This is a genomic window from Psychrobacillus sp. BM2 (assembly GCF_048572895.1).
Taxonomy (GTDB): domain Bacteria; phylum Bacillota; class Bacilli; order Bacillales_A; family Planococcaceae; genus Psychrobacillus.
Genome location: NZ_CP183878.1, coordinates 2,158,597 through 2,183,632, shown reverse-complemented (window position 1 = coordinate 2,183,632; position 25,036 = coordinate 2,158,597). Strand labels below are relative to the sequence as shown.

The following is a 25,036-nucleotide window of genomic DNA, read 5'->3' as shown; positions in this document are numbered from 1 at the left end:
CGTTCTTGGACATTTAATTTTATGATATATGGGGCGTGTACTTTGCGATAATTTTTTCGCCGATATTCACTGTTGCTGGTTCAATCATTTTAAGTGACATCACACAAGATGGATTTGCAGGAATAGGATTTCTGTTTATATTTGTGCCTCTTTAAATAATTGCAATTCTTATGTTTCTTGTGGGCTGCACAGGAAGTATAACGAAAAAAATAAATAAGAAAAAGAAACATTCTATAAACGTACAGGCTAATCCAGATTGATATGACTGAATAAAAGATTCTTATTTATATTTTTTTGGGTTAGCTTTAATAGTTTCTTATTGACCTAAAGCGCAGTTTACTTTAATAAGAAAAAGCTTTGTTTATAATTTTCAAGAACTAGAATTAAAGAATGGGGAGTGGATTAAATGAAACAAAATATCTATGATAATGAGATCTTCTTTAAAGGTTATACCTCTTTAAGAAACAGTGGCAAAACCTACAATGATTTTATAGAACAACCTGCAATTAAATCTGTACTCCCAAGCCTCGATGGAAAGAACATATTAGATTTGGGTTGTGGAGCAGGTGATTTTGCAAAGTACTGTATAGAAAATGGTGCTTCGAAGGTTGTGGGAATAGATATCTCAAAGAATATGATTGAATATGCTAACAAAGAAAACAATCATGAGAAAATAAATTATATTTGTACCTCAATAGAAGACTTAGATTTACAAAACCATAAATTTGACTTAATCGTAAGTTCTCTTGCAGTTCATTATATAGCTGATTACTCAGCTACAATCGAAAAAGTTACTAGCTTATTAAATAAGAATGGAGAATTTATTTTTTCAACGGAACATCCAATTGTGACTGCACGAAAAAAGATGAGCAATTGGGTTGATGATAATGAAGGAAATAGATTACATTGGGCATTGGATAATTATCAAGAAGAAGGAGAGCAACATTGGTATATAGATGGTGTTATTAAGTATCATAGAACGATTTCAACATTAATTAATACGCTTATTAACAAGGGTCTTGTATTAGAAAAAATTATTGAACCACAGTCAATTCCAACAGGATTAGAAAAAATGCCGAAATTGATTAATGAAAAAAGAAGGCCCTCTTTTATCGTTATAAAGGCAAAAAAGTCATCTTTAGAAAGATGACGAACTAATAAAGGTAGGCAGAAATTAAATGAAAATATTCAGCATGATCTAATTATTAATGGCTCTGATTGTGTTTGGCATTTATTTTTATTTTATTGAACCTATGGTTAAGGAGAATAGACTCGTACTATTGTGCTTAACCCTTAGTTATTTCTATAAAAGGTTAGATGGACATTTTAAATTCTTAGATAAACGGATTGATAATCAACTTAGTGTATGGATTGTATTCAGTTTGATTTTCATAATGTTACTCTTATAACAAACGGACTTTATTGGTGAGAGAAGTGAAACACAATTTGTGTTATTAAAGAAGGCGGAGAGAATATGAAGAAAATCCTCAAAGTAATTTTGATAATGGCTTTACTCTTTTGCTTATATTTAATCTACAATCATTTTACTTATAACTTTCACTATACTAATGGTGAAAAAGATGGGAATATAGTCACTTCACCAAACGGTGGATATTCTGCTCAAGTTTACTATCAAAATTATGGTGGGGCAGCTGGTGGAGTCAATACGTATGTGAATGTCATATTTCATTTAGAGGATGAAATAGAACGAACAGTTTATTTTAGTGATGCGAAGGGGCGAGTCCAGTTAAATTGGTTTGGTGATGAATTACTTTCTGTCACCAATTATGATGAATATGGCGATAGGAGTATAGAATTGGTTGTTGGGAAAGAAATTTATGATGAACATGGTGGGGCTTGTCACACATATAAAATTAAGAAAAATTATGTGTGTTACAGTAAGGATAATGCTAAAAATGGAAATCAAAAGTAATATGTAGCAATAAGGGAACGGTATACATCTTTCAAGGGGAAGGGTAAAGAACTATCCCATAAATGATGATGCTATAGTTCAATCAATAACACCAAATAATAACTGAGACCAACTAGGTCAAGTGGATGAAAGTATTACCGGAACGATAAGCTGGGATGGTAATGAAGAAGTACTTATTTTACCTCGCAAATAACAGGTTTTAAAATAACCAAAAAATAAAAATTATTATTAGGTTTCCATTAACGGAGTGCTTTACTTCAAGAAGGAGTAAAACTTTTTTCATATTAAACTAAAGCTGAAGGATAGTTCAAGATGCAAGGATAACTTTTTGATAAAAAATCAGAATAAATAATATAACTTTTATTTATCTTAATCGTATTATAGTAAAGATGCAGGATTGTACAGTAAAATAATCCAAATATATTGGCTTATTTATTAAAAGGAGGAGATTTGAAAATGGCGATTGTAACTTTTCTTCTCATTGGGTGGATACTAAGTTGGTTTAAATTTAATAAATTATTTATTCAGGCATTCAAAGAACTATTTAAATTGGAAATCACTAATGCAAGCTATTATTTTGTGTTCTTTTGTATAGGTTTATTCGGAGATATAATTTTATTTATTAAAGGAACTTACGAATTTATTTTACTTAATTCATAGAAATGCTATTAAATACCATGAGTGCTGGTCGTTGGAGTAAGACTAACGGAGGGGCTATATCGCACCACATTTAAACTAACTGGTGAAATAAACGCTTGGAGAAATATTCTCCAAGCGTTTTTTGATGTTATTTACATATATAAAAAGGATAGCATTTTGGCATATCGGGTTAGTTGCAAGGATGCAATAATCATTGCTTCGACTCTAAAAATCAATTAATTTTAGCAGTAGTATTTTCAATTGTTTAAGTTCATCTGGTGTTAAGCGATTGCTAATGAATGTATCGTATTCCTCAAAAACAGAAAAGGCTTCTTCATAACTTTTAGCTCCGTTTGCAGTTAAATACAGTTTTATATTACGACGACTTTTTGGATCCTGTTCTCGACGGGGTGGCACTGCTATGACTCACCCTCACCCCCAAGATAAATATCTTGGGATGAGTTTTTTAATTAATTATATAAAATATTAAATATAAGTGGTGAATTCGTCCAGAGGGAAATATTCTTTAATAATTTTAGGTGCAATAGGCATTTCAAATGTAGGTGGATGGGTTTACCTCTTGTATTTTAATTATTCTTCTGTACTAGTGATCTGAACGAGCCATTTATTTTGCTCTTGTTTTATATTAATATTCAACCAAAATAAAATTTCGAGATTTGCTTAATGAATAACTTTTCTAAATCACCTTTCTTTTTCACGATGATAAAAGTTGAAACAGTCGGTAGCTCAAATAAATCAAAGTGGGGTTGCATTACTTTGCCTTCCAACAGCTCACGACGAACTATGGAGTGTGGTAAAAAGGACACGCCTAAATCATCTTGTATAAACCGTTTGGCAATATGAGCCTGTGTTACTTTCATCGTTCTCACTCCGTTTATTTGCTTATGTAATTTCACAAGAAGATCGTCCCAAAAAACAGGATGATGATGGGTGAATAAATAGTTTTTTTGTAAAACATCCTTAACATCAATTGGTGGACCACTTTCCTCATCATAAGTATCCACAGGCATGACGAATAAAATTGGATCCTCATAAAAGGAGATGGATTCTACTCCCTTTCTCTGCGCGTCGAGTGCGGAAATGCCGATGTTTACTTCTCCAGAATCCACGAGACCTTCGATAAGATAAGATTCCTCCACACGAATATGTATTTCCAACTCGGGCTGCAACTTCATAAAGGAACGTAAAAAATAAGGAAGAATCGTTTCGGCCATAAGAGGTGAAATAGCAATTGTCCAAGTTCGGCGATACCCTTGCTTAAATGCATGCATTTTATGAATCGTATTTTCCGTACTGTTCACTAGTTTTTGTGCTTCGGGTAAAAAATATTTTCCTGCTTCCGATAAGGTCACTCGATTATTTTGCCTATCAAAAAGAGCAGAGCCTAAATGTTCCTCCAGTAATCGAATATGAACAGTTACACTTGGTTGAGACATCATTAATTTTTCAGAAGCCTTTCGAAAATTAAGCGTTTCTGCTGCGGTACAAAATGTTTTTAACCATTGGTATTCCAATATAAACACCTTCTTTGATTAATAATAGTAATTAATTTGATTATATATATTTAATTTTTATTATCAAGTTCATCTTTTATAATAAAGTAAAGGAGGAGTTATATATGTTTCAAAAGGGATTAAAGGATGTAGTCGCAGTTCATACAAAAATTGCGTCAGTGGATGGTGACATTGGGGAACTAAGATACAGAGGGGTACAAGTAGATGAGTTAGTTGGTGTTAATACATTTGAACAATTGGCGACCTTTATATGGACGGGTGAAAGAGGCTTCGAAAAAGACATTGGGTTGAATCAGCATAGAGTATTGCCTGCACATATAATCGCGATCATAGATGCACTTCCAACTGAAATTTCTTTAATGGATGCGATGAGAACGGGTATTTCAGCATATGCACATGCTGAATATAAAGAAAAGACAATAGAAGACCAGGCAGTCCTTTTAACGGCAGCACTTCCGATGATAGTGGCTAGACATTATCGAAATCAGCTCGGGTTACCTGTAGTCGAAGCAAAGAAAGATCTTTCGCACACAGCAAATTATCTATGGATGCTAACTGGTGTAATACCAAGTGTTGTCCAAGTGGAAGCACTGGAAACATACTTGAAACTTACGATGGAGCATGGGTTGAATGCATCGACCTTTGCAGCACGAGTGACGATATCAACAGAGTCAGATTTAACAGCTGCGATTACTTCAGCGCTTGGAACTATGAAAGGACCGCTACACGGAGGAGCTCCATCAGGAGTTATTTCAATGTTAAATGAATTCAAAGACCCTTCACAGATTCATCGTATCGTAATAGATAAAATAGTAAAAGGCGAAAAGATAATGGGTTTCGGGCATCGAATATATAAAACAGAGGATCCACGTTCAATTATATTGCGAGAAAAGTGTTTGGAGCTTCAAGGTAAAGATGTATGGTTAGATATTGCAACAATTGCAGAAAAAGAAATTATTGAGTTATTGGCGGAATATAAACCAGGCAGAAAATTATACACGAATGTAGAATATTATGCAGCAGCCATCATGCGATCCATTAATATGCCTTCAGAATTATTCACTCCCACATTCAGTATTGCAAGAATGGTTGGATGGACAGCTCATGCTATTGAACAGTTGGAAGACAATACAATTTTCCGCCCACAATCTATATACGTAGGGGAAATAAAATAATTCTTAAAAGATGCCGTTTTAGTAACAGGAAACAGCATCTTTTTTTGGTGGAAAAGGAAATCGCTTCATCAAGGCGAATATACATATAGTGATGTAAATGAAAGGGGGATGAATATTGAAATATATATTAATGGGAGCAACAGCAATACTTTCAGGATTCATGTTATTTGGGATGACATGGATTGCAGCAGCTATATATACAACTAGAGGAGAGGGGTATGGGGGATTTGCAGCTGCTATATCTGCGATAGGATACTTCCCGATATTCATAAGTATTATTTTAGTTATAACTGGAATATGTTTTTTTGTAATGGCCTTTAACAAACATTTAGAAAACGAGTAGGCTGTGGTAGAAATATGAATCTATAAAATCATCTGAATAACGAAGCTTTTCTGTCGTTTTATAAGTATAGTAATAAAGGATCACGGTCCTTGTGTGGAAGGAACAAAAATTTGAAGAGGAAATAGCGCAATGGCTATCTAAAAAGGAGCAAACATAGATGAATAATAATCTAGAAGAATACAGTGATCCAATTTCCTACGATATTGAAAATGATGCCTACACTGGGGAACTCAATTTTCTTACAGAATGGGCTATCAAACAAGGAGGACCAGTAATAGACTTGGCATGTGGAACCGGTAGAATGACGATTCCTTTAGCACAAAAGGGATTCGAATTAATTGGAGTAGATCTACACGCTGGTATGCTTGAACACGCGAAGAAAAAAGCGGAAGATTTAAATATACAAATTGAATGGTTGGAGCAAGATTGCACAGCGCTCCAATTAGAACAAAAAAGTCCGTTAATATTTATGGTTGGGAACTCCTTTCAACATTTTCATACAAATGAACATCAAAATCTTGTTTTAAGGTCCATACATAATCATTTAGAGAACGATGGAGTCTTTATATTTGGGACGAGATTTCCAACTATGGATGAGTTGCTGCAACCAAGTACGGAAGAATATTGGAAAACATACACGGATACGGTGGAAAATAAAAAGGTGGATGTATATACGACTAGTGATTATAATCCTCTAGAACAAATCCAACATTATACAACAATTAGAAAATATATGGATGATGGTAATGTAGTGGAGGAAAGAAAAACAAACATTAGTTTAAGATATACATATCCGAAGGAAATGGAGCGGTTACTTTCTGAAAACGGACTGGACATTTTGCACGTCTATGAAGATTGGAATAAATCACCGTTATGTAAAGATAGTGATGAAATGATTTATGTATGTAGAAAAGGAAGAAATTGTTTAGTAAAAGGTACTAGAAATCCAATCAAATAAAATTGTCAGGAGATAAAGAGGTACACCAACAATGAGTAATCCAGCAATTAAATACGATACATAATACAAAATATCATGTATAGCACCAGCGAAATCATCAACAAAGCTTTTCATTATGTTTCAGCTCCTTCACTTTTTACTATTTTATCACAAAAGATTGCACAGTTTAGAATTTTATGTATAATCATATTAACAAATATAAATTAATAGCGATGAAGAGGAAAAGTAAAATGATAATGTTATAAAGAGAGCTTCTGCTGGTGGAAATGAGGCAAACTAGTCATTTGAACATGATCTCTGAGCTTCGTACTGAACGTTATGTAACTAGTAGGATACGACAAGATTTGGCACTTGTTATCCATGTCAAAGTATAAAGGCTTTTTGCCATGTACTTTTAGAGTCAGACGATGTGAGTCGTTTGAAAATTAAGGTGGTACCACGAGACTAATAACCTCGTCCTTATCGGGATTTTTCCGGTAAGGGCGAGTTTTTTTTATTTATAAAAATAGGAGGAATAGCGGATGAGTATTTTTATTGGAGGGGCGTGGCCATATGCAAACGGTTCGTTGCATTTAGGTCATATTGCAGCATTATTACCGGGGGATATACTTGCAAGGTATTTTAGGCTAAAGGGAGAGGATGTACTATATGTTTCGGGAAGTGACTGCAATGGCACTCCTATTTCTATACGAGCGAATAAGGAAGGGATTCCGGTAAAAGAGGTAGCCGATAGATACCACGCTGAATTTGAGGATTCTTTTCGACGTTTGGGGTTTTCTTATGACCTCTATACGAGAACAGACAGTGAGAATCATCACCAAGTCGTAAAGGAACTATTTTTAAAGCTATTAGATAAGGGTTTTATTTATAAAAAAGAAATAGAACAGACATATTGTGAGGAAGACGAGCAATTTTTGCCAGATAGATATGTAGAAGGGAAATGCCCAAACTGTGGGAGCAGTGCTCGTGGAGATCAATGTGATAATTGTTCCAAAATATTGGATCCTTTAGATTTAATCGACCGAACGTGTAAGCTTTGTGGAAGCGAACCAACAATTCGAAAAACGGAGCATTTCTATTTTAAGCTAAGTACTTTTCAAGAACAATTAGAGAGTTTCGTCCAAGAAGCAAAAATCGGGGAATTATGGAGAGATAATGCAATTCAACTATCCGAGCGTTATTTACAGGAAGGGCTTATAGATCGTGCGGCATCTAGAGATCTTCCGAATGGAGTAAGTATTCCTGTAAAAGGATATGAGGAAAAGAAAGTTTATGTTTGGATAGAAGCAGTAGCGGGATATTATTCGGCAAGTAAAGAATGGGCAAAGAATTTTAAAACAGAGGATAAACCATATTGGACAGAAGAAACAATCTCATACTATGTACATGGAAAAGATAATATTCCCTTCCATTCACTGATTTGGCCAGCGATATTACTAGGGATAAATAGTCCTGCCTTACCTACACATATTATATCAAACGAGTACTTAACACTTGAGAAAAGAAAGCTTTCTACTAGTCAAAATTGGGCAGTCTGGATTCCGGATATTTTAGAAAGGTATCATCCAGATTCCATACGCTACTTTTTAACGATAAATGCTCCAGAAAATCGTGATACTGATTTCTCTTGGCGAGAATTCATATATAGTCATAACTCAGAACTACTCGGAGCATACGGAAATCTTATAAACCGAACATTTAAATTCATCGAAAAATTCTATGAAGGAAATATACCTGTGAGCAATATAGATAAACCAATTATAAAACAAACGGAAAAGTTGTATGAAAAAGTAGGAAAGCTAATCGAAAAAGGAAATTTCAAATTAGCATTAGAGACAATATTTCTATATATCCGTAATGGAAATAAATACTTTGACGCTCAAAAACCGTGGATTCAACTAAAAGAAGAGGAGCTAGCTTGTAAAGAAACGATTGCTACCTGTGTATACATTATTGGAAATGCAGCACAAATATTATCACCATTTCTCCCTTTTTCAAGCGAGGAAGTAAAAGCCTATCTCCATATAGACGAATTCTCTTGGCTGCCTATTAATCCTGTCCCAACCCAGTTACATACGATTAGACCCCTATTTGAAAGAATCGAGATTAATGTGATACAAGAGGAACTAGATCATCTTAAAGAAAATGCTGAAACTTAAATAAGAAAAACGTAAGCCCCTTTTTAGGGTCTACAACCTGTATTTGTTGATCTTCATTATATTGACCAAGAAATTATTGAGAGAGCACACACCTAAATTGCAGGTACATCAAAACATTACTTAATTGCGGAGCAACAATTGAAGCCAGTTCTTTCGTACATGAAAGCACAAATAGTGCAAACTTTTGTATTTATTGAGGAAAAGGATTTCTTGAAAATGATGATGTTTTATTCCGTATCACAAGATTGGTTGAAGATACAATACTTCTCACTGAAACATATACAAAAATTCGACAAGAAAAAGAAGATAAATTTGACTTTTAAGTTTCAAAATCTAAATATAAAGCACAAGTACTGACCGTTGTTCAGTGTTCGCAATATCTGAGAATCCTCCAGTTGAGGATTGACGTATTGTAAATTCAAAACCATATTAATAAAAAATACGTTGGCCCTATTTTGAAACAGAAATTGTGCAAAATAGGGGCTGTTTTTTATTGTAACTAGAATTAGAGAAGAAAAAACAAAAGCTTCAACTTTTTGACATTCAAAAGTTGAAGATGGCATCCAAATACCTAAAGGTACTGTACAGGCAAATGAAGATACTTATAAAGTATTAATTAGAGAAATTGATGAAGAAAATCTTTAGTGTTTTTCCACTAAAGAAACAGGTGTGGAAAAAGGTATTTTATACATTACTGAAGAATTAAAAGGAGTGTAGAATTAAATTAAAGAAGGTGAAATAACTATGACAAAACAATTTTGGATCAACTTGCCCGTTAAAGATACAAATAAATCAAAAGAGTTTTACAGCAAACTTGGATTTACGACTAATACACCACTTGGCAATAGCGATCAAGTGCAATTAGTCATTGGAGATAATAATGCTACCGTAATGCTTTTTCCTGTTTCCACTTTCAAAAGTTTTACCAAGCATGAAATAGTCGATACAAAACAAGCTGCGGAGGTATTACTTTCCATTGATGCAGAGAGCAAAGAAGAAGTAGATGAAATAGCAAAAAGAGCAGTTAAGGCTGGAGGTACAATATTTGGTGAGCCCTCTGAGAACCAAGGCTGGATGTACGGCTGCGGTTTTGCTGATTTAGACGGTCACCGTTGGAATGTGTTGTATATGGATCTGAATAGGATGCCGAAGGAGTAAGAAATAGAGAGTAAAATCTTCTATTAAGCTAAGGGGTTTAGATAAAGAGCGAAGGTTGCTTAGGTAGCAATTTTTCTTATCGGACAAACGAAGTAGGATAGTGAAAGAGTTGGTTAACTTGTGTTCAACAATCGGTTCATAGAGTAAGTTAGCTTTACACAAAAAGGGGGCAACGACTTTGGGACAAAACGGACAATCAGCTATTTATACACCAGCTAAACACTTTATTTCAGCTGCAACTATTGTACTTAACGACCAAAAGGAAATACTGCTCATTAAAGGTCCTATGAGAGGTTGGGAAATGCCAGGTGGAATAGTTGAGGAAGGTGAGTCTTTGAAAGACGCTGCAATAAGGGAAACTAAAGAGGAGTCAGGTATTGAAATTGAAATTCTAAAATTCTGCGGTGTATTTCAAAATGTGAATAAGTCAATTTGTAATACTCTCTTTCTAGCAAAGCCAACTGGTGGCAAATTAACAACTTCCCCAGAAAGTTTAGAAGTGGGTTTTTTCCCTAACGAACAGGCATTGAAAATGATAACTATAGAAAATTTTAGACAAAGAATAGAGTACTGTCTTGATAGCAGCAAACAACCATTTTGCGTGGAATTTTAAGTTCTATGGAAAATCGTTGAATAACTAGGATAAAGAGAACACCTCCTAAACAATGGTGTTCCACAATTTCCTAGATAAGCTAATTATTTAGGAGACAGTACTTTTTGCAATACCTTGCTAAATACAGAAGCTAATACTTGTTGAAATAACATACCGAAAACAACAGGCATTGCTACTTTACTTGGAAAATAGGTCGTTGCAACAATCACACCACTTGCAATATTTCTCATTCCTCCTGTAAATACTAAGGTAGTCATTTAAGGGTTGTCCTTAAAAATATAACGACCAATGATAAAAGCAAAAACATAGCCCGATACAGCAAATAAAAACACTTAAACTAAAACTGAAATTAGATGTATGCTGAAATTCTTTAAGTATCGAGAGATCGCACTACTATTAATCATAATGAATGCAAACAAATACAGGTTTGAAAATGGAGCAAGTTTCTTTCCAAATCTCTTTGGTATTTCTCCTTTTGATAGTTCATTCACTAATATACCTAAAATAGTAGGCAATACAATCATCAAAACTAAACTAAGTATAAACCAATAACTTAAACATAGACCTCTTTTTTTACAATTGTATAGTCAATATTCAAAAAAGGGATGGAGAAGAGTTTCATTCGATGTTTGGCAAATAGGTCTCCGCCTGTATTTTCTTCTATTAAAAACTCCTCCTGAAGTGGAAGCTTAAATATAATTTTGCGAAACGATAAGTAGATCCCTGCATCAGAATAGCTACTGCCATTACTTGTTAATAGAAGATTTCCATTACTTAGCTCTCGCAGTTCAAGTATACCGATCATAGAAGAGCAAGGGAGCGGTAATGCAATATTCATATAGGATTTCTTGTCTTTTTCATGTAATGAATACAAGGCAACAAAAATAACATCAGATTCTATTTTTCGAAGCCATGCCCTAGTCTTAAAGCGACCATCTTCAACTGCAATAATGTCACCAGTCATCTCCATTTTTTTAGAAGAGTATGGCAAATTCAACTGCTGCATTTTTTGACTAATCATTCCATAGACAGCGGCAAATGGTTTAAACCATCTATACCATTGTATCTCGGAAAACAATTGGTAATGTTTCGTGTTTTCATAAAAGTCAATAATTACAGGCTTCACATTTTTCTTATTTATATATACTTCCATTTTATCTACAAGACCATTGTAGGTTTCAGTTCCTTTGTAATTCTCCAGTATTTGTTCGCCAACAACAAATTTCCCGCGAATATGGCTAATCGGAAAGTTCCACTTTTCGTGGAGAGGAGCAGGTGTCAAAATAGACCATCCGGTAACACCAATTAATCCAAATACCAGACAGTTAAAAAATCCATGAAACTTCAACATAAACTCAATACTCACCTGAAAGACGCCAAAAGAATTTCCGAAGGCATATAGTAAAGAGAAAATAATTGTAATTCCTAATGCACTAAAAGAGAGTAAAACTAGGCTTTTTTGTAGCAGTCCTTTAAATGGAGTTTTAAACACAATAACGATAAATCCGTAAATACCAATAATATATAATAGGACAGATACTAGTTCAAGCCAAGGAGAGAAAGTAATACCCGCTGCAACTACTAATGGTGAGATCAAAATTATGGAAGTGAAAAATGGGTAGCTTTTAGGTTTATATAGTCTACCAGCAAATCCTATAAAAATAGGTAATAAAAAAGAAGAGTAATGGAAATGGATTGCTGTAAGCCAGGTTAACATAGGAGAGAATCCAGTATCAATCCCTACTTCAAACGCAAAAAACCAAATCCCTCCCATGAATAAATACATGAGACCGGCATCTATTGAAAACTCCTCTAAATGAGTAAATCCTCTTTGAACAAAACGACTAAATCCATAGATTGCAACAGCTAGTGTAAATACTAAGTAAATAAAAGCTAGTACAATGTCAAAACTGGTTTCATTTGTTATTTGTAGTACAATAACAGAAAAAATAGCAGGAAGGACAAAATAATACATTCGAAGCTCTACTTTAAGAATGAGCTGTAAAGTTAGTGGAACGAATAAAATCTGTGCTATTGACAGCATTAAAAAGTACCATGGGTTCACAGTAAAAAATGCAGTTATAGCAAACAAAACAATATGTATTATAGCAAGCCACTTATAGGTCATCAGATTGGAATTCCCCCTTATATTCAAATAACGTACCAATCAATGGGTTCGTAATTAACACATGTATAAAAAAAGCTTCATTTTCCTCCATATAACTTTCCTTGACTAAAACATTTCCTTGGAATAATTTTGGAATAGGAAATTCATATTTTCCTAATACAATTCGTTGCTTTTGGGATTCGATCCTTAAATGCCCTTGATCCGTAACATCAAAGGTTAGCTCAGAGTAAAATAGACTTGGCTCACCTAGGTAATCCTTTACTAATTGCTTATCTTTATCCAAGGACATAAGAGCATTAAAGTCACGGTTTATATTTTGGAAATAAAACCTTCTTTCCCAATGAACCTGTTGCTCACCATTAGATCCAATTTGTTGTTTATTGATAATATGAAAAGGTATATTAGTGCCATATTCAGGAAATAAAAATTTTCTGCGTGTAGCAAATAATTTAAACAGGTACAACCATTTAGGACCACTTGTTATTTTATGCATCACTCCAGTTGCCTTAAAGGTTTTATCATCTTCAAACCCATATCTTTTTTGAAGCATAGGGTGCAATCTATAAAATTGTTCACCAAGAATTACTTTATAAATGGACATGTATAAGCTCCTTACTTTACGCGTTTACAGCTTCTAGCTGTTGGGATATCCTTACTTGATAACAAGCCAATAATCGTTAAAACGATTAGAGATAAGTTGAATGTTACAGGATTAAATGGATGTGACAGTACCGTAGAATCGGCAACTATTGCAGAAATCGTTAGCAATGGCAATAATACTAACTGCAATCTTAGTAATCTTCTTTTATTTTGATAAAGAATCCAGATTAACCCGAAAATAATCTCTATAATACCAATAGCTGCAACTATGTTGTGTGTCTCACTTGGCTCGAGTGGAAGTATTGCAAAAGTCAAAGCAACTTCCTCAGGATGCATCATGATTAATTTGGGTATCAATCCTTGATAAATCCAAACGAAAATGAATAGGAAAGTAGTTAACCAATGTGTAAAAAATCGTATATATTGCGCGGATGGAGAATCTCCTTTTTCGAGCCATCTTTTTAACACATCAAAGCTAACTGCTGTTGCCAAACCCATTAAAGGTCTAAAAAAGATTCTATCCGCCACCTTACCTAAATCGCCGAATGGCACAACATAATCGTATTGAGTGAAAAACTTAGTAGCGTTAGGTTCAGGAATATACTTCCAATAACCTTTTCCTTCTTTAATAGGCGATAAAAGATTGGCCGTTCCGAAATGAAGAGAGGATGTTCTTGAATCGTCCTTTGCATGAAAAGTACCGACACTTTTTCCCCAACCATTTATAGCTATACCGAAACCTATATTCGTTTTATATTCAAATAGTTGGGCTTCATTTTCTTCCTTTGGCAAGTAAGTAATAGAAGAAAAGCGTAAATCCCATTGCTCATGCAAGGCAGGATTCTGAGTAGCCTCCCATACTCGTTCTATATTTTTGTCTATATTAATCTCTACATATATTGGTTTACTTTTCATTTTTTTCACCCCTCCCTGAGCATACCATAATAGGATAGTTTACTGCCTTTATGTCTAGCAAAATTCAAACTTATAAATCAGTTCATTTGAACCTTTTGTTTTTAGACACTTGCATTTTACAAGTAATTATATTATAAATAAAAAAGGAGTGAACACTATGGAAAACAAACGGGAATTATTTCAGCTTTTAACAAGAAGGTTCGGACTTTTAAATAAAAACTGTTGTTCCATTGGATCAGTAGAAGTCTCGGCAGTTCAGAGTCATATTCTTTATGAAATTGATAAGCAAAATGCACCGTCTATGCAGAAAGTGGCTGAAATATTAGCTATGGATATAACCACTTTTAGCAGACAGATTCAAAACCTAATGAAAATGGAGCTGGTCACAAAAACAGCATCTTCCCAGGATAAAAGGATTTCTATATTAGGGCTTACAGTACAAGGGAAATTTGTAGCAACTACTATCGAACATTCAGTGAATACCTATCTCGAAGAAGTTTTTATTCAAATGAATGAATTTGAACGAGACACAGTAATTCGATCGTTAGAATTATTGAATAAAGCTATGTCTAAAGTGAATATTGATAATTCAACAGTGTGCTAAAACATATTTTATTTGTAAATTGCAAGTATGTGGCAACAGAATAAAATTTCAGCAAAAACTTTATACATAGAGGGAGAGTTTAATTTGGTGGATGCAATATTAGCATCACTGATATTCCTAATCACGCTCACGTTCGTTATTTGGCAGCCAAAGAATTTATCAATTGGTTGGACAGCATGTGGTGGGGCATTAGTAGCATTATTAGTGGGTGTAGTAGGTTTTCATGATGTACAGGAAGTAATCGGAATTACGTGGAATGCCACTTTGTCATTTGTTGCAATTATTCTTATTTCATTGATATTAGATGAAATTGGATTGTTTGAATGGGCCGCACTCCATATGGCAAAGGCAGCGAAAAGCAGTGGAGTCAAGATGTTTGTCTATGTAAGTATATTAGGTGCCATGGTTGCTGCATTTTTTGCTAATGATGGAGCAGCATTAATATTGACGCCGATTGTTTTGGCAATGGTACGTCATTTGAATTTTAAAGAAGCAATGATTTTTCCATTTATTATGGCAAGTGGGTTCATTGCAGATACGACTTCACTTCCATTTGTCGTAAGTAATTTAGTCAATATCGTTTCGGCAGATTTCTTCCAAATTGGCTTTGTGGAATATGCTTCAAGAATGATTATTCCGAACTTATTCTCGTTAATAGCAACGATTAGTGTGTTATTAATTTATTTTAGAAAAAGCATTCCTAAAACATATGACTTAACTAAACTTAAGGAACCGAAAGAAGCGATTAAAGATATAAGAATGTTCCATCTGTCTTGGTATGTACTCCTAGTACTACTAGTTGGCTATTTTTCTAGTGAATTTATAAATCTACCAGTCTCAATCGTAGCAGGTGTGGTTGCTATATTTTTCTTACTAATGGCGAGAAGAAGTCATGCAGTGAATACTACTAGTGTTATTAAAAATGCACCATGGAATATAGTATTTTTCTCCATTGGTATGTATGTTGTTGTATACGGTTTAGGAAATGCATGGCTTACGCATTCATTAGCTGATGTTATTCAATTTATGTCAGAACGAGGATTATTTGTGGCAACTATGTCCATGGGGTTCATAGCTGCATTTCTATCTTCGATTATGAATAATATGCCTACTGTGATGATTGATGCCCTTGCAATTGGAGAAACAAATACTACAGGTGTTATTCGAGAAGCACTTATTTATGCAAATGTTATCGGTTCCGATTTAGGACCAAAAATTACGCCAATTGGATCACTTGCAACATTAGTATGGTTGCATGTTTTATCTCAAAAAGGCGTGAAAGTATCCTGGGGTGTATATTTTAAAACAGGTATTATTTTGACTATACCAATTTTATTCCTCACATTATTTGGACTATACTTAACGTTATTATTTTTTTAAAGGGAGAATTTTTATGACAAAACAAACGATTTACTTTCTATGCACGGGCAATTCTTGCCGTAGCCAAATGGCAGAAGGCTGGGCAAAGAAATATTTAAATGATAATTGGAATGTATATAGTGCTGGGATCGAAGCACATGGACTTAATCGGAATGCTGTTAAAGCGATGAATGAAGTTGGAATTGATATCTCTGAACAAACGTCGGATATAATTGACTTGGAAATACTAAACAGTGCTGACCTAGTCGTAACACTTTGTGGTGATGCAGCGGATAAATGCCCAATGACACCGTCTCATGTTAAGAGGGAGCATTGGGGCTTTAATGATCCTGCGAAAGCTACTGGAACAGAAGAAGAAAAGTGGGCTGTATTCCAACGAGTTCGTGATGAAATTGGAAATAGGATTAATCAATTTGCAACACGTATTAATAGTCTTAGCTAATAATAAAAGTACTTTTCACTAATAAAGGTGAAAAGTGCTTTCGTTTAATTACGATGTGGTAAAGTTTAAACGGGAGCAGTAGCCGATAAGTAGAAATATAAGATAGGTGGAGAGAAACGTCTCGTTTCTCCATCTTTTTTATTTAATTATTAAGGAGCAAGTATCCCAACATATGGTAAGCTGTAAGAAAAAAGGATTTAGCAAATTCAAGTATATGCATCTCTCTTTAGAAAGAGAGAAGGAGTACGTTTGAAGAATAATCTATTGGCATTATCTGTTTGTTTATTAGCCATTAGCATCTTGGTAATTGGTGGCCTCATCGCAAAGGAATTAGGCGAAAAAGATGCTACTCCCCAAACAGTAATGGAAGTAGCGAAAGACCGAGTCAATTAGTGAACCAAGAGGAATTAGCGGAGTACTTAGGCATTAGTGTGAAAGACTCCATATTATTAGGACCAATATCGTCCTATGATGGATAGTCACAAAGTGAAAGACCTGTCATACAAATCGGAGGACTTAATTATTACTCTCGAATAGCAGTGGACGAATGGTTAAGAAGTTATGGTGGCTTCATTTCGGTTACGGAGTAAAGTAAGAAGATTCCTATTTCACGAGTAGATTAATCATGTTATGAATAGTGAGGTATAGCAGGAACATGGGTAATATGTATTTTAAAGACATTGATAATACCAATGAATATATTGTAAGAAAAATAAACTTAAGAGCTGGGCAAGAAAAATATATTGAATCTGTAGATGAATGCCTACAGGAAGCTGACACTTACAAAGAATGGCATCCAGTGGCTATATATAATGAAGAAGAAATAATTGGATTTGCTATGTACGGTTCTTTTGGACCAAATAAAGATACGTGGATTGATAGAATAATGATCGATGAAAAATATCAAGGTAAAGGCTTTGGTAGAGAAGCAATAATGAAACTGCTTGATATCGTTTCAAAAGAATTTGGAGTAAAAGATATATATTTAAGTATCATCGAAGAAAATGAAGTAGCCTTTCATTTATATAAAAGTATCGGATTTAAGTATATAAACGAAAGGGATCCAAATGGAGAGCTTATTTTTAAGTATACAAACTAATTGAATTTTCAAATTCATAAAAATTCCTTTAATTTTTCCTGGGCTAATTGTAAAAGCACTTTTCACTAATAAAAGTGAAAAGTGCTTTTCCTTAATCGTTTGCGTCATCCGTTGAATCGTTTATTGAACCCTCTTCCTGAGTTTCTGCATCCTCATTTTCTTCTACTTCCTCTATTTTCTCTTCCTCATCGTTTGCTTCGTTTTCAATTCCTGTGTCATTTTCTCCATCATCTTCTAACAATGGATCATTTACTTCAATCTCATCCACATCAGTATCGTCATCGCCACATGCTCCAAGAATAAGTAAAGATGATAATGCTAATGGTAAAGCAACCATTTTTCTTTTCATAATTTTTACCTCCAGTATTATATTAAGTATTTTCTAGACTCTCTTTATATGTACCTCATTTTTTAAAAACTAAACTATAAAAGTTCAGTTTAACAACTAAAAAAGTAGATGGAGAATATTCCTCTCCATCTACTTTTAAGCAGAAGTCGTTATTATTCTATACTTTTTAACACCTGAACCCGATTTAAATTAGCAATAGTACCACCATCCACACGTAAATCTGTACCTGTAATATAGGAAGCGGCATCGCTAAGAAGGAACTCAGCAGCTTTAGCAATTTCTGATGCTTCTCCTTCACGTTGTAAAGGTGTGATCTCAAGCATCATTTTCATTTGCTCTTGTTGAGAGGCTTCTTGGCGACCCATAGGTGTGTTAATAGTACCTGGTGAAATCGATGTAATACGGGCACCTTTTTCACCCCATGCCCATGCTTGGTCTTCTACTATTAAAAGTACGCCTAACTTTGATAAACTATATGCTGCGCCTGAGTCACCTTGTGAGAAATGTTCCATTGTTTCTAAAACATTTTCAGCTAATGGTTGTTTCAAAATATCTGTATAAGGACCTACTCGAGGTGCCATATGACCGCTCATAGAAGAAATACATACTACTGCAGTACCCGCAGTTGCAAGTGGAAGGAATGCATCTAATACGATTCCAGTACCAACTAAGTTAACTTCTGTAATACGTTTAGAATCCGCCATTGTTGGGGATAGTCCAGCAGTGTGAATAAGCCCTTTCAATGTTCCTAGTTCGGATGCTTTTTTAGCTAATGCAGCAACATTTTCTTTTGAAGTAATATCAACTGTTTGGTAGTGCACGTCTGTAATTCCTTTCGTAGCTAGTTCTTCTTTAGTTTGAATCAAACGCTCTTCCGATACATCGGCTAATAATAAAGTTCCTTTTTTCCCTACAAGTTCAGCAATTGCTTTACCCATACCACCAGAACCACCTGTAATTACATACACTTGTTTTGTCATATTTACTTCCTCCTAACCATGATATACCATTATTGTAAACGCATTCTTAAGAGAAATAACGAGACATTTTTACCTGAAATGTCCAGAGGGGTGTCACTATTGAAAATAGGAAAAGAAACGATAATTGAAGCTTTTTTACAGCTATTGCATGAGAAAAGTTTCGAAGAATTGTCGGTAAAAGAAATTATTCAAAAAGCAGGGTTTTCCCGCTCTACATTTTATCTGCATTTTGCGGATAAATATGAGCTAATGGAGGAAGTGAGACGGATGTTGAATGGACAGTTTTTATCCTTTTATGAAATGGAGTTCAACTCATGGGGGAAGCCAATGACCCATCACTTATGTGAACATATATTTAAATTTCGTTCGTTTTATGAATTGGAGTTTGCCGATACGAACGCCATTCGAAAACTATCCAATAAACTAGCAGCTCATTTAATACATGTATTCAATGACGAGGATTATGCAATATTTGCGAGCTACGGCACAATAGGATATCTAACCTTTTGGGTAAAGAATGGTTTTATAATTAGCCCTGCTGAAGCAGCTGAAAAGCTATTAAAAATTGGTTTTACTAATTGGACAAAAAGTTATGAGGATAGCAGAAAACCATGAGGAGGTTATTGGAGTTAATCCGCATTATTGTTATATTTGCTGTTGTAGGAAGTGCTTTAGGTTATTTTCTGACTAATATTTATTTGGGAATGGGGATTGATACTGAAAATTTGGTTTTATTGGTTTTACTCCTATATTTATTTTGTTTTTTGTACTTTATAGAAATAAGTTGCAATTCAGTGGCTGGTATGAGGGAGAAGGGAAAGAAAAACTTCCAAGAAAAGTGACACAAATATTTATTTTAAGTACCATTACATTGCTTTTTTACCATCAGTTTTAATCTTCTATTAAGCTAGGGAAGTGTTGGTGAAGAAAACTTGAAAAGATGATCATTTTTCTAAAAAAGTGTATTTATTTATTAAATATAAGTATTGGAGGAACTAATACGAAGTGAGCTTCATATACTTTAAATACAAAATAGTACTTACCAAACATAATTAGCATATAGTTTGATTTTTTTTAACCTAAAAGTTTCCTTAAGGAAAAATTATTTCGTGAGGGAATTTAAATGTGTTTATCATTTTGAATAATAGTGTATATCTCGAAAGAAAATTGCCCGTGTGCAAAGTTAGACAATAAATATGAGCGTAGGAGGGGTTATTTGTGAAGACAGCCATTGCTGTGAAAGAATTGTATGTTTCCTACTACGGTAGTGAAGCTTTGAAAAATGTCAGTTTCACAGTTGAGGAAGGAAATTTAGTAGGCATTATTGGACCTAATGGTGCAGGGAAGTCGACATTATTAAAAGCATTATTGAACCTTATTCCAAAGGAAAAAGGTGACGTTGCGATTCTAGGTAAGACAATTAAGGAAATGAGGACAAAAGTAGCTTATGTTCCACAACGAAGCAGCATTGACTGGGATTTTCCCATTACTGTTATTGATACGGTGTTACTCGGCACGTTTCCCAACTTAGGTGTATTTAAACGCCCAAAGAAAATAGACAAAGCATTTGCACATGAATGTTTGGAAAAAGTAGGAATGACTGAATTTCGCAATCGGCAAATTGGAGAACTCTCTGGCGGGCAGCAACAAAGAGTATTTCTTGCAAGGGCATTGGCGCAAAAGCCTGAAATCTATTTACTTGATGAACCGTTTGTTGGTGTCGATGTTACGAGTGAAGAAACGATCATATCGATATTGAAGCAACTTCGTGATATTGGAAAAACCGTAGTTGTCGTTCATCATGATTTAAGTAAAGCCACTGATTATTTCAATGAACTAATCCTTTTGAACAAAGAACTCATCGACTTCGGAGTGGTTGAAAAAGTTATTCGTCCAGAAGTACTAGATAAGGCTTATAACAACCAATTTTCCACTTTAACAAATATGGAGGTGAAAGCATGATAAATTTCTTTGATGCCCTTATGTTTTATGGATTTTTACAAAAAGCACTGACTACCTCCATTATGGTTGGAATTATTTGCGGGGTGATTGGTTGTTTTATTATTTTGAGAGGAATGGCTCTGATGGGAGATGCGATTTCTCATGCTGTGCTACCAGGTGTTGCATTGTCCTATATGCTTGGTATTAACTTCTTTTTTGGAGCGGTATTTACCGGTATGCTAACCTCACTTGGTATTGGTTTTATAAGTCAGAACAGCCGGATTAAAAACGATGTTTCGATTGGAATTATGTTCACAGCTGCATTTGCTTCTGGGATTATTATGATAACACTTATGAAAAGTAGTACGGATTTGTATCATATTTTATTCGGAAACGTACTAGCAGTTAGACCATCGGAAATGTGGTCAACATTGTTTATCGGAATTTTTGTTTTAGTATGCGTGTATGCCTTTTACAAAGAACTTCTCGTCAGTTCATTCGATTCAACGATGGCTGCGGCATATGGATTACCAACAAGAGTTATTCATTACTTCTTAATGACACTGTTGACAATGGTGACGGTTGCTTCTCTCCAGACAGTTGGGATTGTGCTTGTTGTAGCAATGCTCATCACTCCAGCTGCAACTGCATACTTGTTGACAAATCGTCTTTGGGTCATGATTTACCTTTCGGCAGGAATCGGAGTGTTATCATCCATATTTGGATTGTATTTCAGCTACACCTACAATTTAGCATCAGGTGCCGCAATAGTACTTGTAGCCACAGTCCTATTTATTCTTACATTTGTATTTTCACCCAAACAAGGCTTGGTTTGGCGTGCTATTAAGAACGTCCGAAAAAGAGAAATGCTATCTCGTTATTAATATAAAATGGAGGATTTAGATGAAAATTTTTAAACTTTTAACATTAATTATGAGTCTTTCGGTGGTTCTTGTACTTGCAGCTTGTGGAAAAGAAGATGTGAATGCAGTGAAAGATAAAAATGATAAAATTCAAGCTATTGCAACTTACTCAATTATTTACGATATCGTGAAGAATGTTGGTGGTAATCGTGTAGAAGTTCATACCTTGGCACCAGTTGGTTCGAATCCACACGAATATGATCCACTTCCAAAGGATGTACAACTGACAACCGATGCAGATGTTGTCTTTTATAATGGGCTGAATTTAGAAGGAGGGAACTCCTGGTTTGAAAAGTTGTTGCTTACTGCAGGTAAAACGGGAATTGAAGCACCAGTATTCCGTGTAAGTGAAGGGGTAAAGCCGAAACATTTGACATCCAAGGGAAAAGAATCAGAAGAAGATCCACATGCATGGTTAGACATACGTAATGGTATTAAGTATGCGGAGAATGTGAAAAAAGGATTGATAAAAGTTGACCCAGAACATGCCGATGTCTATGAAAAAAATGCGAAGGAATATATCTTGAAACTGGAGAAGCTACATGAGGAGGCTATTCAACGATTTAGCGAAATTCCCGGGGAGCAACGACTGTTGATAACAAGCGAAGGGGCATTTAAATATTTCTGTGAAGCATATGGTTTTGAAGCGGCCTACATCTGGGAAATTAACGCAGAAAACCAAGGATCACCTGAACAAGTAAAGACCGTTGTTGATTTTATTCGTTCGAAAACAAACCCTGTCTTATTTGTTGAAACAAGTTTAGATCCACGTAGCATGGAAATGGTTTCTAATGAATCCGGTGTTCCGATTTTCGGGAAGATTTTCACTGACTCTATTGGTAAACCAGGGGATGACGGAGATAGCTATATTAAAATGATGGAATGGAATATTAATGTTATTTTAAGTGGATTAACGGAAAAATAATCATATGAAATTACATTGATATTGTTACTGTACAATGAGCAAGAAGAAGTTATAAGGAACAATTCATTTATAGTCTTAAATAGAAAATCCTACAATAGTGTGAAATTTTGATGGTTCTAAGATAAAGGAGGGCCTGTAATGCCTACACCGAGCATGGAGGATTATCTTGAGGAAATTTATTTACTCATCGAAAGTAAAGGCTACGCGCGAGTATCAGATATCGCCGAGGCTATGTCGGTTAATCCTTCATCAGTCACAAAAATGGTTCAAAGACTTGATAAAGAAGGATATTTAGTCTACGAAAAGTATAAACCCTTAATATTAACTACAAAAGGAAGCAATATGGGCAAACGTATAGTAGACCTACATGAATTGTTAGAAAGTTTTTTAAGAATTATTGGGGTAAATGAAGAAAATATTTATAAGGATGTTGAAGGAATCGAGCATCATATGAGTAAGAGTTCTATTATTAAAATTGAAAATCTTGTACAATATTTTGAAGAAGATTCCGCTAGACTTAAAGAGTTAAATGAGGTTCGGAAGATTTCAGGTTTTCCTCAATAAGCTCTGTAGTTTTTATTACGAAGACTAAACTGCCCACTTATTTGAATAACCATTAGATAAATTTCATGCAGCTATAATATATATAGAAAATATTCCTAATTATTTTTTTAATCACAAAAAAGCTGAAATAGTATAAAAAAATTATTTCAGCTTTAAATTACTCGATTAAAATGTTGCACAATATATAGGGAATATTTGCGTATTTATAAGCTACGGCACTACTGGTTATCCAACCTGTTGGATTAAAAATAGTTTTACAATGTGCCCTGCTAAAACCAACTGAAAAGCTATTGAAAATTGATTTCACGAATTGGACAAAAAGAATAGCATAAGAAATGTAACGAAGATTGTTGAGGAAAAAAGTTATAAGCAAGCAAAACTACTACATATTAAATGGCTAGATTTAAAAGGAGGGTTTGAATGAGAGTTAGAGAAGCGAAGATATCTGATGCAACAGGAATAGCTTTAGTGCATGTGGAGAGTTGGAGGACTACTTATAAAAGTATTCTTCCTAAAGAATTCTTGATGAACTTATCTTATAAAAGACGAGAACAATTCTGGGAAACAAGTATTCCAGAAGGTAATGTATTTGTTGCGGAGAATGATGAAGGGAAAATAGTTGGTTTTGCTTCAGGTGGAATTGAAAGAAGTGGTAAGTATGAAGGATATAAGGGAGAACTAACTTCTATCTATATATTAAAAGAGTATCAAGGTAGAGGGATAGGAAAACAGCTATTGAAAGCAGTAATTAAGGGGATTGTAAAACTTGGAATTAACACAATGCTCGTCCTCGTATTAGAGGATAACAATTCAAAGTTGTTTTATGAGGCTACGGGTGGTAAGAAAATTGGCGAAGTTGAAATAGAGATTGCCGGAAAGAAATTAAATGAACTTGTCTATGGCTGGGATAATATTACCGATATAATTCATTGAAAGAAACTGGCATACGATATACCTTTGTTTTCGATTTTATAAGGATTGTTACGAATATAAATAGTAGAAATTATATGGATAAAGAGATAGGAGATAGGCATGAGAACGTTACTGGAGTTAATTCGAATTATTGTTCTATTTGCTATTGTGGGAAGTGCTTTAGGTTACTTTATAAATTATTTTTATTTAGAAATGGGCTTAGAGACAGAAAAATATGGATTGATTGTTTTTATTGCCATTTTTATTTTATTTTTTGTTCTCTATAGAAACAAGTTGCAATTCAGTGGTTGGTACAAGGGAAAAGGCAGAGAAAAACTTCCTAGAATAGTGTCACAAATTCTTATTTTAAGTTCCGCTATTTTACTCTTATTACCACCAATTTTAAATCTGTTATTAGGGTAAAAACGGAGATGGTTGTCATTATATTTTATTTGCATAATATTTTTATACAATTGGATACTAAGTAGGAAGGTAAAAAGGAGAGATATCTATGGCCATATGTCCTTTATGTAACTCGCTAAAAGTATTAGATATAAATTGTCCAAAATGTAATAATCAGTTGGAGGACTCTGGAAAAATATCTGATTTTTTAGATCCATACGGTCATTATAATGATGAAGAGACTGTGAAAATGGGGGATGGCTATCAAAACACTGCGGAAAATCATATATGCCCACATTTAATGGTTTGTAATAATTGTCAGTACTATGTGGTAAAGTTTATACAAGAGGAGTAGCCGT

30 protein-coding genes, 1 pseudogene and 1 other annotated feature are annotated in these 25,036 nt (G+C 34.4%); of the genes and pseudogenes, 22 read left to right on the top strand and 9 right to left on the bottom strand.

Going from position 1 to position 25,036, the window contains the following annotated elements; all coding sequences use genetic code 11:
- Positions 1 to 406: 406 nt before the first annotated feature.
- The gene (locus ACN6MX_RS10595) at positions 407 to 1,150 is read left to right on the top strand and encodes a class I SAM-dependent methyltransferase (protein WP_419958895.1); all 744 of its coding nucleotides are present in this window, start codon (positions 407 to 409) and stop codon (positions 1,148 to 1,150) included.
- A 324-nt stretch (positions 1,151 to 1,474) separates the two neighbouring features.
- Positions 1,475 to 1,933 (top strand): DUF5412 family protein, encoded by a 459-nt coding sequence (locus tag ACN6MX_RS10590; protein WP_419958894.1) that lies wholly within the window; start codon positions 1,475 to 1,477, stop codon positions 1,931 to 1,933.
- Positions 1,934 to 2,797: 864 nt separating this feature from the next.
- Here the strand turns inward: ACN6MX_RS10590 and ACN6MX_RS10585 are convergent.
- Positions 2,798 to 2,989 carry a hypothetical protein gene (locus ACN6MX_RS10585; RefSeq protein ID WP_419958893.1) on the bottom strand — a complete coding sequence of 64 codons (192 nt, stop codon included), beginning with the start codon at positions 2,987 to 2,989 and terminating at the stop codon, positions 2,798 to 2,800.
- Positions 2,990 to 3,225: 236 nt separating this feature from the next.
- On the bottom strand, positions 3,226 to 4,116 hold the full coding sequence (locus tag ACN6MX_RS10580) for a LysR family transcriptional regulator (protein ID WP_419958892.1): 891 nt from the start codon (positions 4,114 to 4,116) through the stop codon (positions 3,226 to 3,228).
- Positions 4,117 to 4,211: 95 nt separating this feature from the next.
- Between ACN6MX_RS10580 and ACN6MX_RS10575 the strand changes: the two genes are divergently transcribed.
- From ACN6MX_RS10575 to ACN6MX_RS10565, 3 genes are all read left to right on the top strand, one after another.
- Positions 4,212 to 5,282, top strand: a complete 1,071-nt coding sequence (locus ACN6MX_RS10575) for a citrate/2-methylcitrate synthase (protein WP_419958891.1) — start codon at positions 4,212 to 4,214, stop codon at positions 5,280 to 5,282.
- A 115-nt stretch (positions 5,283 to 5,397) separates the two neighbouring features.
- Complete coding sequence (locus ACN6MX_RS10570; RefSeq protein ID WP_419958890.1) at positions 5,398 to 5,625, top strand: hypothetical protein; 228 nt, start codon at positions 5,398 to 5,400, stop codon at positions 5,623 to 5,625.
- A gap of 157 nt (positions 5,626 to 5,782) precedes the next feature.
- On the top strand, positions 5,783 to 6,583 hold the full coding sequence (locus ACN6MX_RS10565) for a class I SAM-dependent methyltransferase (protein WP_419958889.1): 801 nt from the start codon (positions 5,783 to 5,785) through the stop codon (positions 6,581 to 6,583).
- Here ACN6MX_RS10565 and ACN6MX_RS10560 read toward each other — a convergent pair.
- Complete coding sequence (locus tag ACN6MX_RS10560) at positions 6,551 to 6,697, bottom strand: hypothetical protein (protein ID WP_419958888.1); 147 nt, start codon at positions 6,695 to 6,697, stop codon at positions 6,551 to 6,553. The genes ACN6MX_RS10565 and ACN6MX_RS10560 overlap by 33 nt on opposite strands.
- A gap of 89 nt (positions 6,698 to 6,786) precedes the next feature.
- Positions 6,787 to 7,047: a binding site (T-box leader), on the top strand.
- Between the two features lie 57 nt (positions 7,048 to 7,104).
- Here ACN6MX_RS10560 and metG point away from each other — a divergent pair.
- The 4 genes and pseudogenes from metG (at position 7,105) to ACN6MX_RS10540 (ending at position 10,513) form a co-directional block, all read left to right on the top strand.
- Positions 7,105 to 8,742, top strand: coding sequence for a methionine--tRNA ligase (gene metG, locus ACN6MX_RS10555; protein ID WP_419958887.1), 1,638 nt, complete (start codon positions 7,105 to 7,107; stop codon positions 8,740 to 8,742).
- 99 nt (positions 8,743 to 8,841) lie between these two features.
- Positions 8,842 to 9,065 (top strand): annotated as a pseudogene (locus ACN6MX_RS10550) (FMN reductase); the annotation flags it as partial.
- 421 nt (positions 9,066 to 9,486) lie between these two features.
- Positions 9,487 to 9,900, top strand: coding sequence for a VOC family protein (locus ACN6MX_RS10545; RefSeq protein WP_419958886.1), 414 nt, complete (start codon positions 9,487 to 9,489; stop codon positions 9,898 to 9,900).
- Between the two features lie 178 nt (positions 9,901 to 10,078).
- Positions 10,079 to 10,513: an NUDIX hydrolase gene (locus tag ACN6MX_RS10540; protein ID WP_419958885.1), complete on the top strand. Its 435-nt coding sequence runs from the start codon at positions 10,079 to 10,081 to the stop codon at positions 10,511 to 10,513.
- Positions 10,514 to 10,596: 83 nt separating this feature from the next.
- Here ACN6MX_RS10540 and ACN6MX_RS10535 read toward each other — a convergent pair whose 3' ends face one another.
- The 4 genes from ACN6MX_RS10535 to ACN6MX_RS10520 all read right to left on the bottom strand — a co-directional run bounded on the left by ACN6MX_RS10535 (position 10,597) and on the right by ACN6MX_RS10520 (position 14,156).
- Positions 10,597 to 10,770: a hypothetical protein gene (locus ACN6MX_RS10535; protein ID WP_419958884.1), complete on the bottom strand. Its 174-nt coding sequence runs from the start codon at positions 10,768 to 10,770 to the stop codon at positions 10,597 to 10,599.
- A gap of 296 nt (positions 10,771 to 11,066) precedes the next feature.
- Entirely contained in the window at positions 11,067 to 12,641 is a 1,575-nt protein-coding gene (locus ACN6MX_RS10530) for a YndJ family protein (protein ID WP_419958883.1), read from the bottom strand.
- A complete protein-coding gene (locus ACN6MX_RS10525) occupies positions 12,631 to 13,242 on the bottom strand; it encodes a DUF4166 domain-containing protein (RefSeq protein WP_419958882.1) in 612 nt (203 codons plus the stop codon). The genes ACN6MX_RS10530 and ACN6MX_RS10525 overlap by 11 nt, the downstream gene beginning before the upstream one ends.
- A gap of 11 nt (positions 13,243 to 13,253) precedes the next feature.
- A complete protein-coding gene (locus ACN6MX_RS10520) occupies positions 13,254 to 14,156 on the bottom strand; it encodes a DoxX-like family protein (protein ID WP_419958881.1) in 903 nt (300 codons plus the stop codon).
- A 157-nt stretch (positions 14,157 to 14,313) separates the two neighbouring features.
- Between ACN6MX_RS10520 and ACN6MX_RS10515 the strand changes: the two genes are divergently transcribed.
- The 5 genes from ACN6MX_RS10515 to ACN6MX_RS10495 all read left to right on the top strand — a co-directional run bounded on the left by ACN6MX_RS10515 (position 14,314) and on the right by ACN6MX_RS10495 (position 17,681).
- Positions 14,314 to 14,760, top strand: a complete 447-nt coding sequence (locus tag ACN6MX_RS10515; protein ID WP_419958880.1) for a MarR family winged helix-turn-helix transcriptional regulator — start codon at positions 14,314 to 14,316, stop codon at positions 14,758 to 14,760.
- Positions 14,761 to 14,844: 84 nt separating this feature from the next.
- Entirely contained in the window at positions 14,845 to 16,140 is a 1,296-nt protein-coding gene (locus ACN6MX_RS10510; protein ID WP_419958879.1) for an arsenic transporter, read from the top strand.
- A 13-nt stretch (positions 16,141 to 16,153) separates the two neighbouring features.
- Entirely contained in the window at positions 16,154 to 16,582 is a 429-nt protein-coding gene (gene arsC / locus ACN6MX_RS10505) for an arsenate reductase (thioredoxin) (protein WP_419958878.1), read from the top strand.
- A gap of 249 nt (positions 16,583 to 16,831) precedes the next feature.
- Positions 16,832 to 16,975, top strand: coding sequence for a hypothetical protein (locus tag ACN6MX_RS10500; protein WP_419958877.1), 144 nt, complete (start codon positions 16,832 to 16,834; stop codon positions 16,973 to 16,975).
- Positions 16,976 to 17,237: 262 nt separating this feature from the next.
- The gene (locus ACN6MX_RS10495) at positions 17,238 to 17,681 is read left to right on the top strand and encodes a GNAT family N-acetyltransferase (RefSeq protein WP_419958876.1); all 444 of its coding nucleotides are present in this window, start codon (positions 17,238 to 17,240) and stop codon (positions 17,679 to 17,681) included.
- Between the two features lie 91 nt (positions 17,682 to 17,772).
- Here ACN6MX_RS10495 and ACN6MX_RS10490 read toward each other — a convergent pair whose 3' ends face one another.
- On the bottom strand, positions 17,773 to 18,030 hold the full coding sequence (locus tag ACN6MX_RS10490; protein WP_419958875.1) for a hypothetical protein: 258 nt from the start codon (positions 18,028 to 18,030) through the stop codon (positions 17,773 to 17,775).
- A gap of 152 nt (positions 18,031 to 18,182) precedes the next feature.
- Positions 18,183 to 19,010, bottom strand: a complete 828-nt coding sequence (locus ACN6MX_RS10485; RefSeq protein ID WP_419958874.1) for an SDR family oxidoreductase — start codon at positions 19,008 to 19,010, stop codon at positions 18,183 to 18,185.
- Positions 19,011 to 19,109: 99 nt separating this feature from the next.
- Here ACN6MX_RS10485 and ACN6MX_RS10480 point away from each other — a divergent pair, with 99 nt between their 5' ends.
- From ACN6MX_RS10480 to ACN6MX_RS10445, 8 genes are all read left to right on the top strand, one after another.
- A complete protein-coding gene (locus tag ACN6MX_RS10480; RefSeq protein ID WP_419958873.1) occupies positions 19,110 to 19,625 on the top strand; it encodes a TetR/AcrR family transcriptional regulator in 516 nt (171 codons plus the stop codon).
- Positions 19,626 to 20,228: 603 nt separating this feature from the next.
- Positions 20,229 to 20,972, top strand: a complete 744-nt coding sequence (locus ACN6MX_RS10475) for a metal ABC transporter ATP-binding protein (protein WP_419958872.1) — start codon at positions 20,229 to 20,231, stop codon at positions 20,970 to 20,972.
- The gene (locus ACN6MX_RS10470; protein ID WP_419958871.1) at positions 20,969 to 21,835 is read left to right on the top strand and encodes a metal ABC transporter permease; all 867 of its coding nucleotides are present in this window, start codon (positions 20,969 to 20,971) and stop codon (positions 21,833 to 21,835) included. Before ACN6MX_RS10475 ends, ACN6MX_RS10470 begins: the two co-directional genes overlap by 4 nt.
- Positions 21,836 to 21,854: 19 nt before the next feature.
- On the top strand, positions 21,855 to 22,799 hold the full coding sequence (locus tag ACN6MX_RS10465) for a metal ABC transporter solute-binding protein, Zn/Mn family (protein WP_419958870.1): 945 nt from the start codon (positions 21,855 to 21,857) through the stop codon (positions 22,797 to 22,799).
- Between the two features lie 138 nt (positions 22,800 to 22,937).
- Positions 22,938 to 23,363, top strand: coding sequence for a transcriptional regulator MntR (mntR, locus tag ACN6MX_RS10460; RefSeq protein WP_419958869.1), 426 nt, complete (start codon positions 22,938 to 22,940; stop codon positions 23,361 to 23,363).
- 420 nt (positions 23,364 to 23,783) lie between these two features.
- A complete protein-coding gene (locus ACN6MX_RS10455) occupies positions 23,784 to 24,296 on the top strand; it encodes an N-acetyltransferase family protein (protein ID WP_419958868.1) in 513 nt (170 codons plus the stop codon).
- A gap of 99 nt (positions 24,297 to 24,395) precedes the next feature.
- Complete coding sequence (locus tag ACN6MX_RS10450) at positions 24,396 to 24,698, top strand: hypothetical protein (protein ID WP_419958867.1); 303 nt, start codon at positions 24,396 to 24,398, stop codon at positions 24,696 to 24,698.
- An 88-nt stretch (positions 24,699 to 24,786) separates the two neighbouring features.
- Complete coding sequence (locus ACN6MX_RS10445) at positions 24,787 to 25,032, top strand: hypothetical protein (protein WP_419958866.1); 246 nt, start codon at positions 24,787 to 24,789, stop codon at positions 25,030 to 25,032.
- Positions 25,033 to 25,036 lie beyond the last annotated feature (4 nt).

Coding starts and splice junctions, on each gene's coding strand:
- arsC (WP_419958878.1), top strand. CDS start 16,154: ATGACAAAACAAACGATTTACTTTCTATGCACGGGCAATTCTTGCCGT.
- ACN6MX_RS10470 (WP_419958871.1), top strand. CDS start 20,969: ATGATAAATTTCTTTGATGCCCTTATGTTTTATGGATTTTTACAAAAA.
- ACN6MX_RS10565 (WP_419958889.1), top strand. CDS start 5,783: ATGAATAATAATCTAGAAGAATACAGTGATCCAATTTCCTACGATATT.
- ACN6MX_RS10485 (WP_419958874.1), bottom strand. CDS start 19,010: ATGACAAAACAAGTGTATGTAATTACAGGTGGTTCTGGTGGTATGGGT.
- ACN6MX_RS10590 (WP_419958894.1), top strand. CDS start 1,475: ATGAAGAAAATCCTCAAAGTAATTTTGATAATGGCTTTACTCTTTTGC.
- ACN6MX_RS10575 (WP_419958891.1), top strand. CDS start 4,212: ATGTTTCAAAAGGGATTAAAGGATGTAGTCGCAGTTCATACAAAAATT.
- ACN6MX_RS10455 (WP_419958868.1), top strand. CDS start 23,784: ATGAGAGTTAGAGAAGCGAAGATATCTGATGCAACAGGAATAGCTTTA.
- ACN6MX_RS10525 (WP_419958882.1), bottom strand. CDS start 13,242: ATGTCCATTTATAAAGTAATTCTTGGTGAACAATTTTATAGATTGCAC.
- mntR (WP_419958869.1), top strand. CDS start 22,938: ATGCCTACACCGAGCATGGAGGATTATCTTGAGGAAATTTATTTACTC.
- ACN6MX_RS10545 (WP_419958886.1), top strand. CDS start 9,487: ATGACAAAACAATTTTGGATCAACTTGCCCGTTAAAGATACAAATAAA.
- ACN6MX_RS10490 (WP_419958875.1), bottom strand. CDS start 18,030: ATGAAAAGAAAAATGGTTGCTTTACCATTAGCATTATCATCTTTACTT.
- ACN6MX_RS10535 (WP_419958884.1), bottom strand. CDS start 10,770: ATGACTACCTTAGTATTTACAGGAGGAATGAGAAATATTGCAAGTGGT.
- ACN6MX_RS10530 (WP_419958883.1), bottom strand. CDS start 12,641: ATGACCTATAAGTGGCTTGCTATAATACATATTGTTTTGTTTGCTATA.
- ACN6MX_RS10515 (WP_419958880.1), top strand. CDS start 14,314: ATGGAAAACAAACGGGAATTATTTCAGCTTTTAACAAGAAGGTTCGGA.
- ACN6MX_RS10520 (WP_419958881.1), bottom strand. CDS start 14,156: ATGAAAAGTAAACCAATATATGTAGAGATTAATATAGACAAAAATATA.
- ACN6MX_RS10495 (WP_419958876.1), top strand. CDS start 17,238: ATGGGTAATATGTATTTTAAAGACATTGATAATACCAATGAATATATT.
- ACN6MX_RS10595 (WP_419958895.1), top strand. CDS start 407: ATGAAACAAAATATCTATGATAATGAGATCTTCTTTAAAGGTTATACC.
- ACN6MX_RS10465 (WP_419958870.1), top strand. CDS start 21,855: ATGAAAATTTTTAAACTTTTAACATTAATTATGAGTCTTTCGGTGGTT.
- ACN6MX_RS10450 (WP_419958867.1), top strand. CDS start 24,396: ATGAGAACGTTACTGGAGTTAATTCGAATTATTGTTCTATTTGCTATT.
- metG (WP_419958887.1), top strand. CDS start 7,105: ATGAGTATTTTTATTGGAGGGGCGTGGCCATATGCAAACGGTTCGTTG.
- ACN6MX_RS10445 (WP_419958866.1), top strand. CDS start 24,787: ATGGCCATATGTCCTTTATGTAACTCGCTAAAAGTATTAGATATAAAT.
- ACN6MX_RS10560 (WP_419958888.1), bottom strand. CDS start 6,697: ATGAAAAGCTTTGTTGATGATTTCGCTGGTGCTATACATGATATTTTG.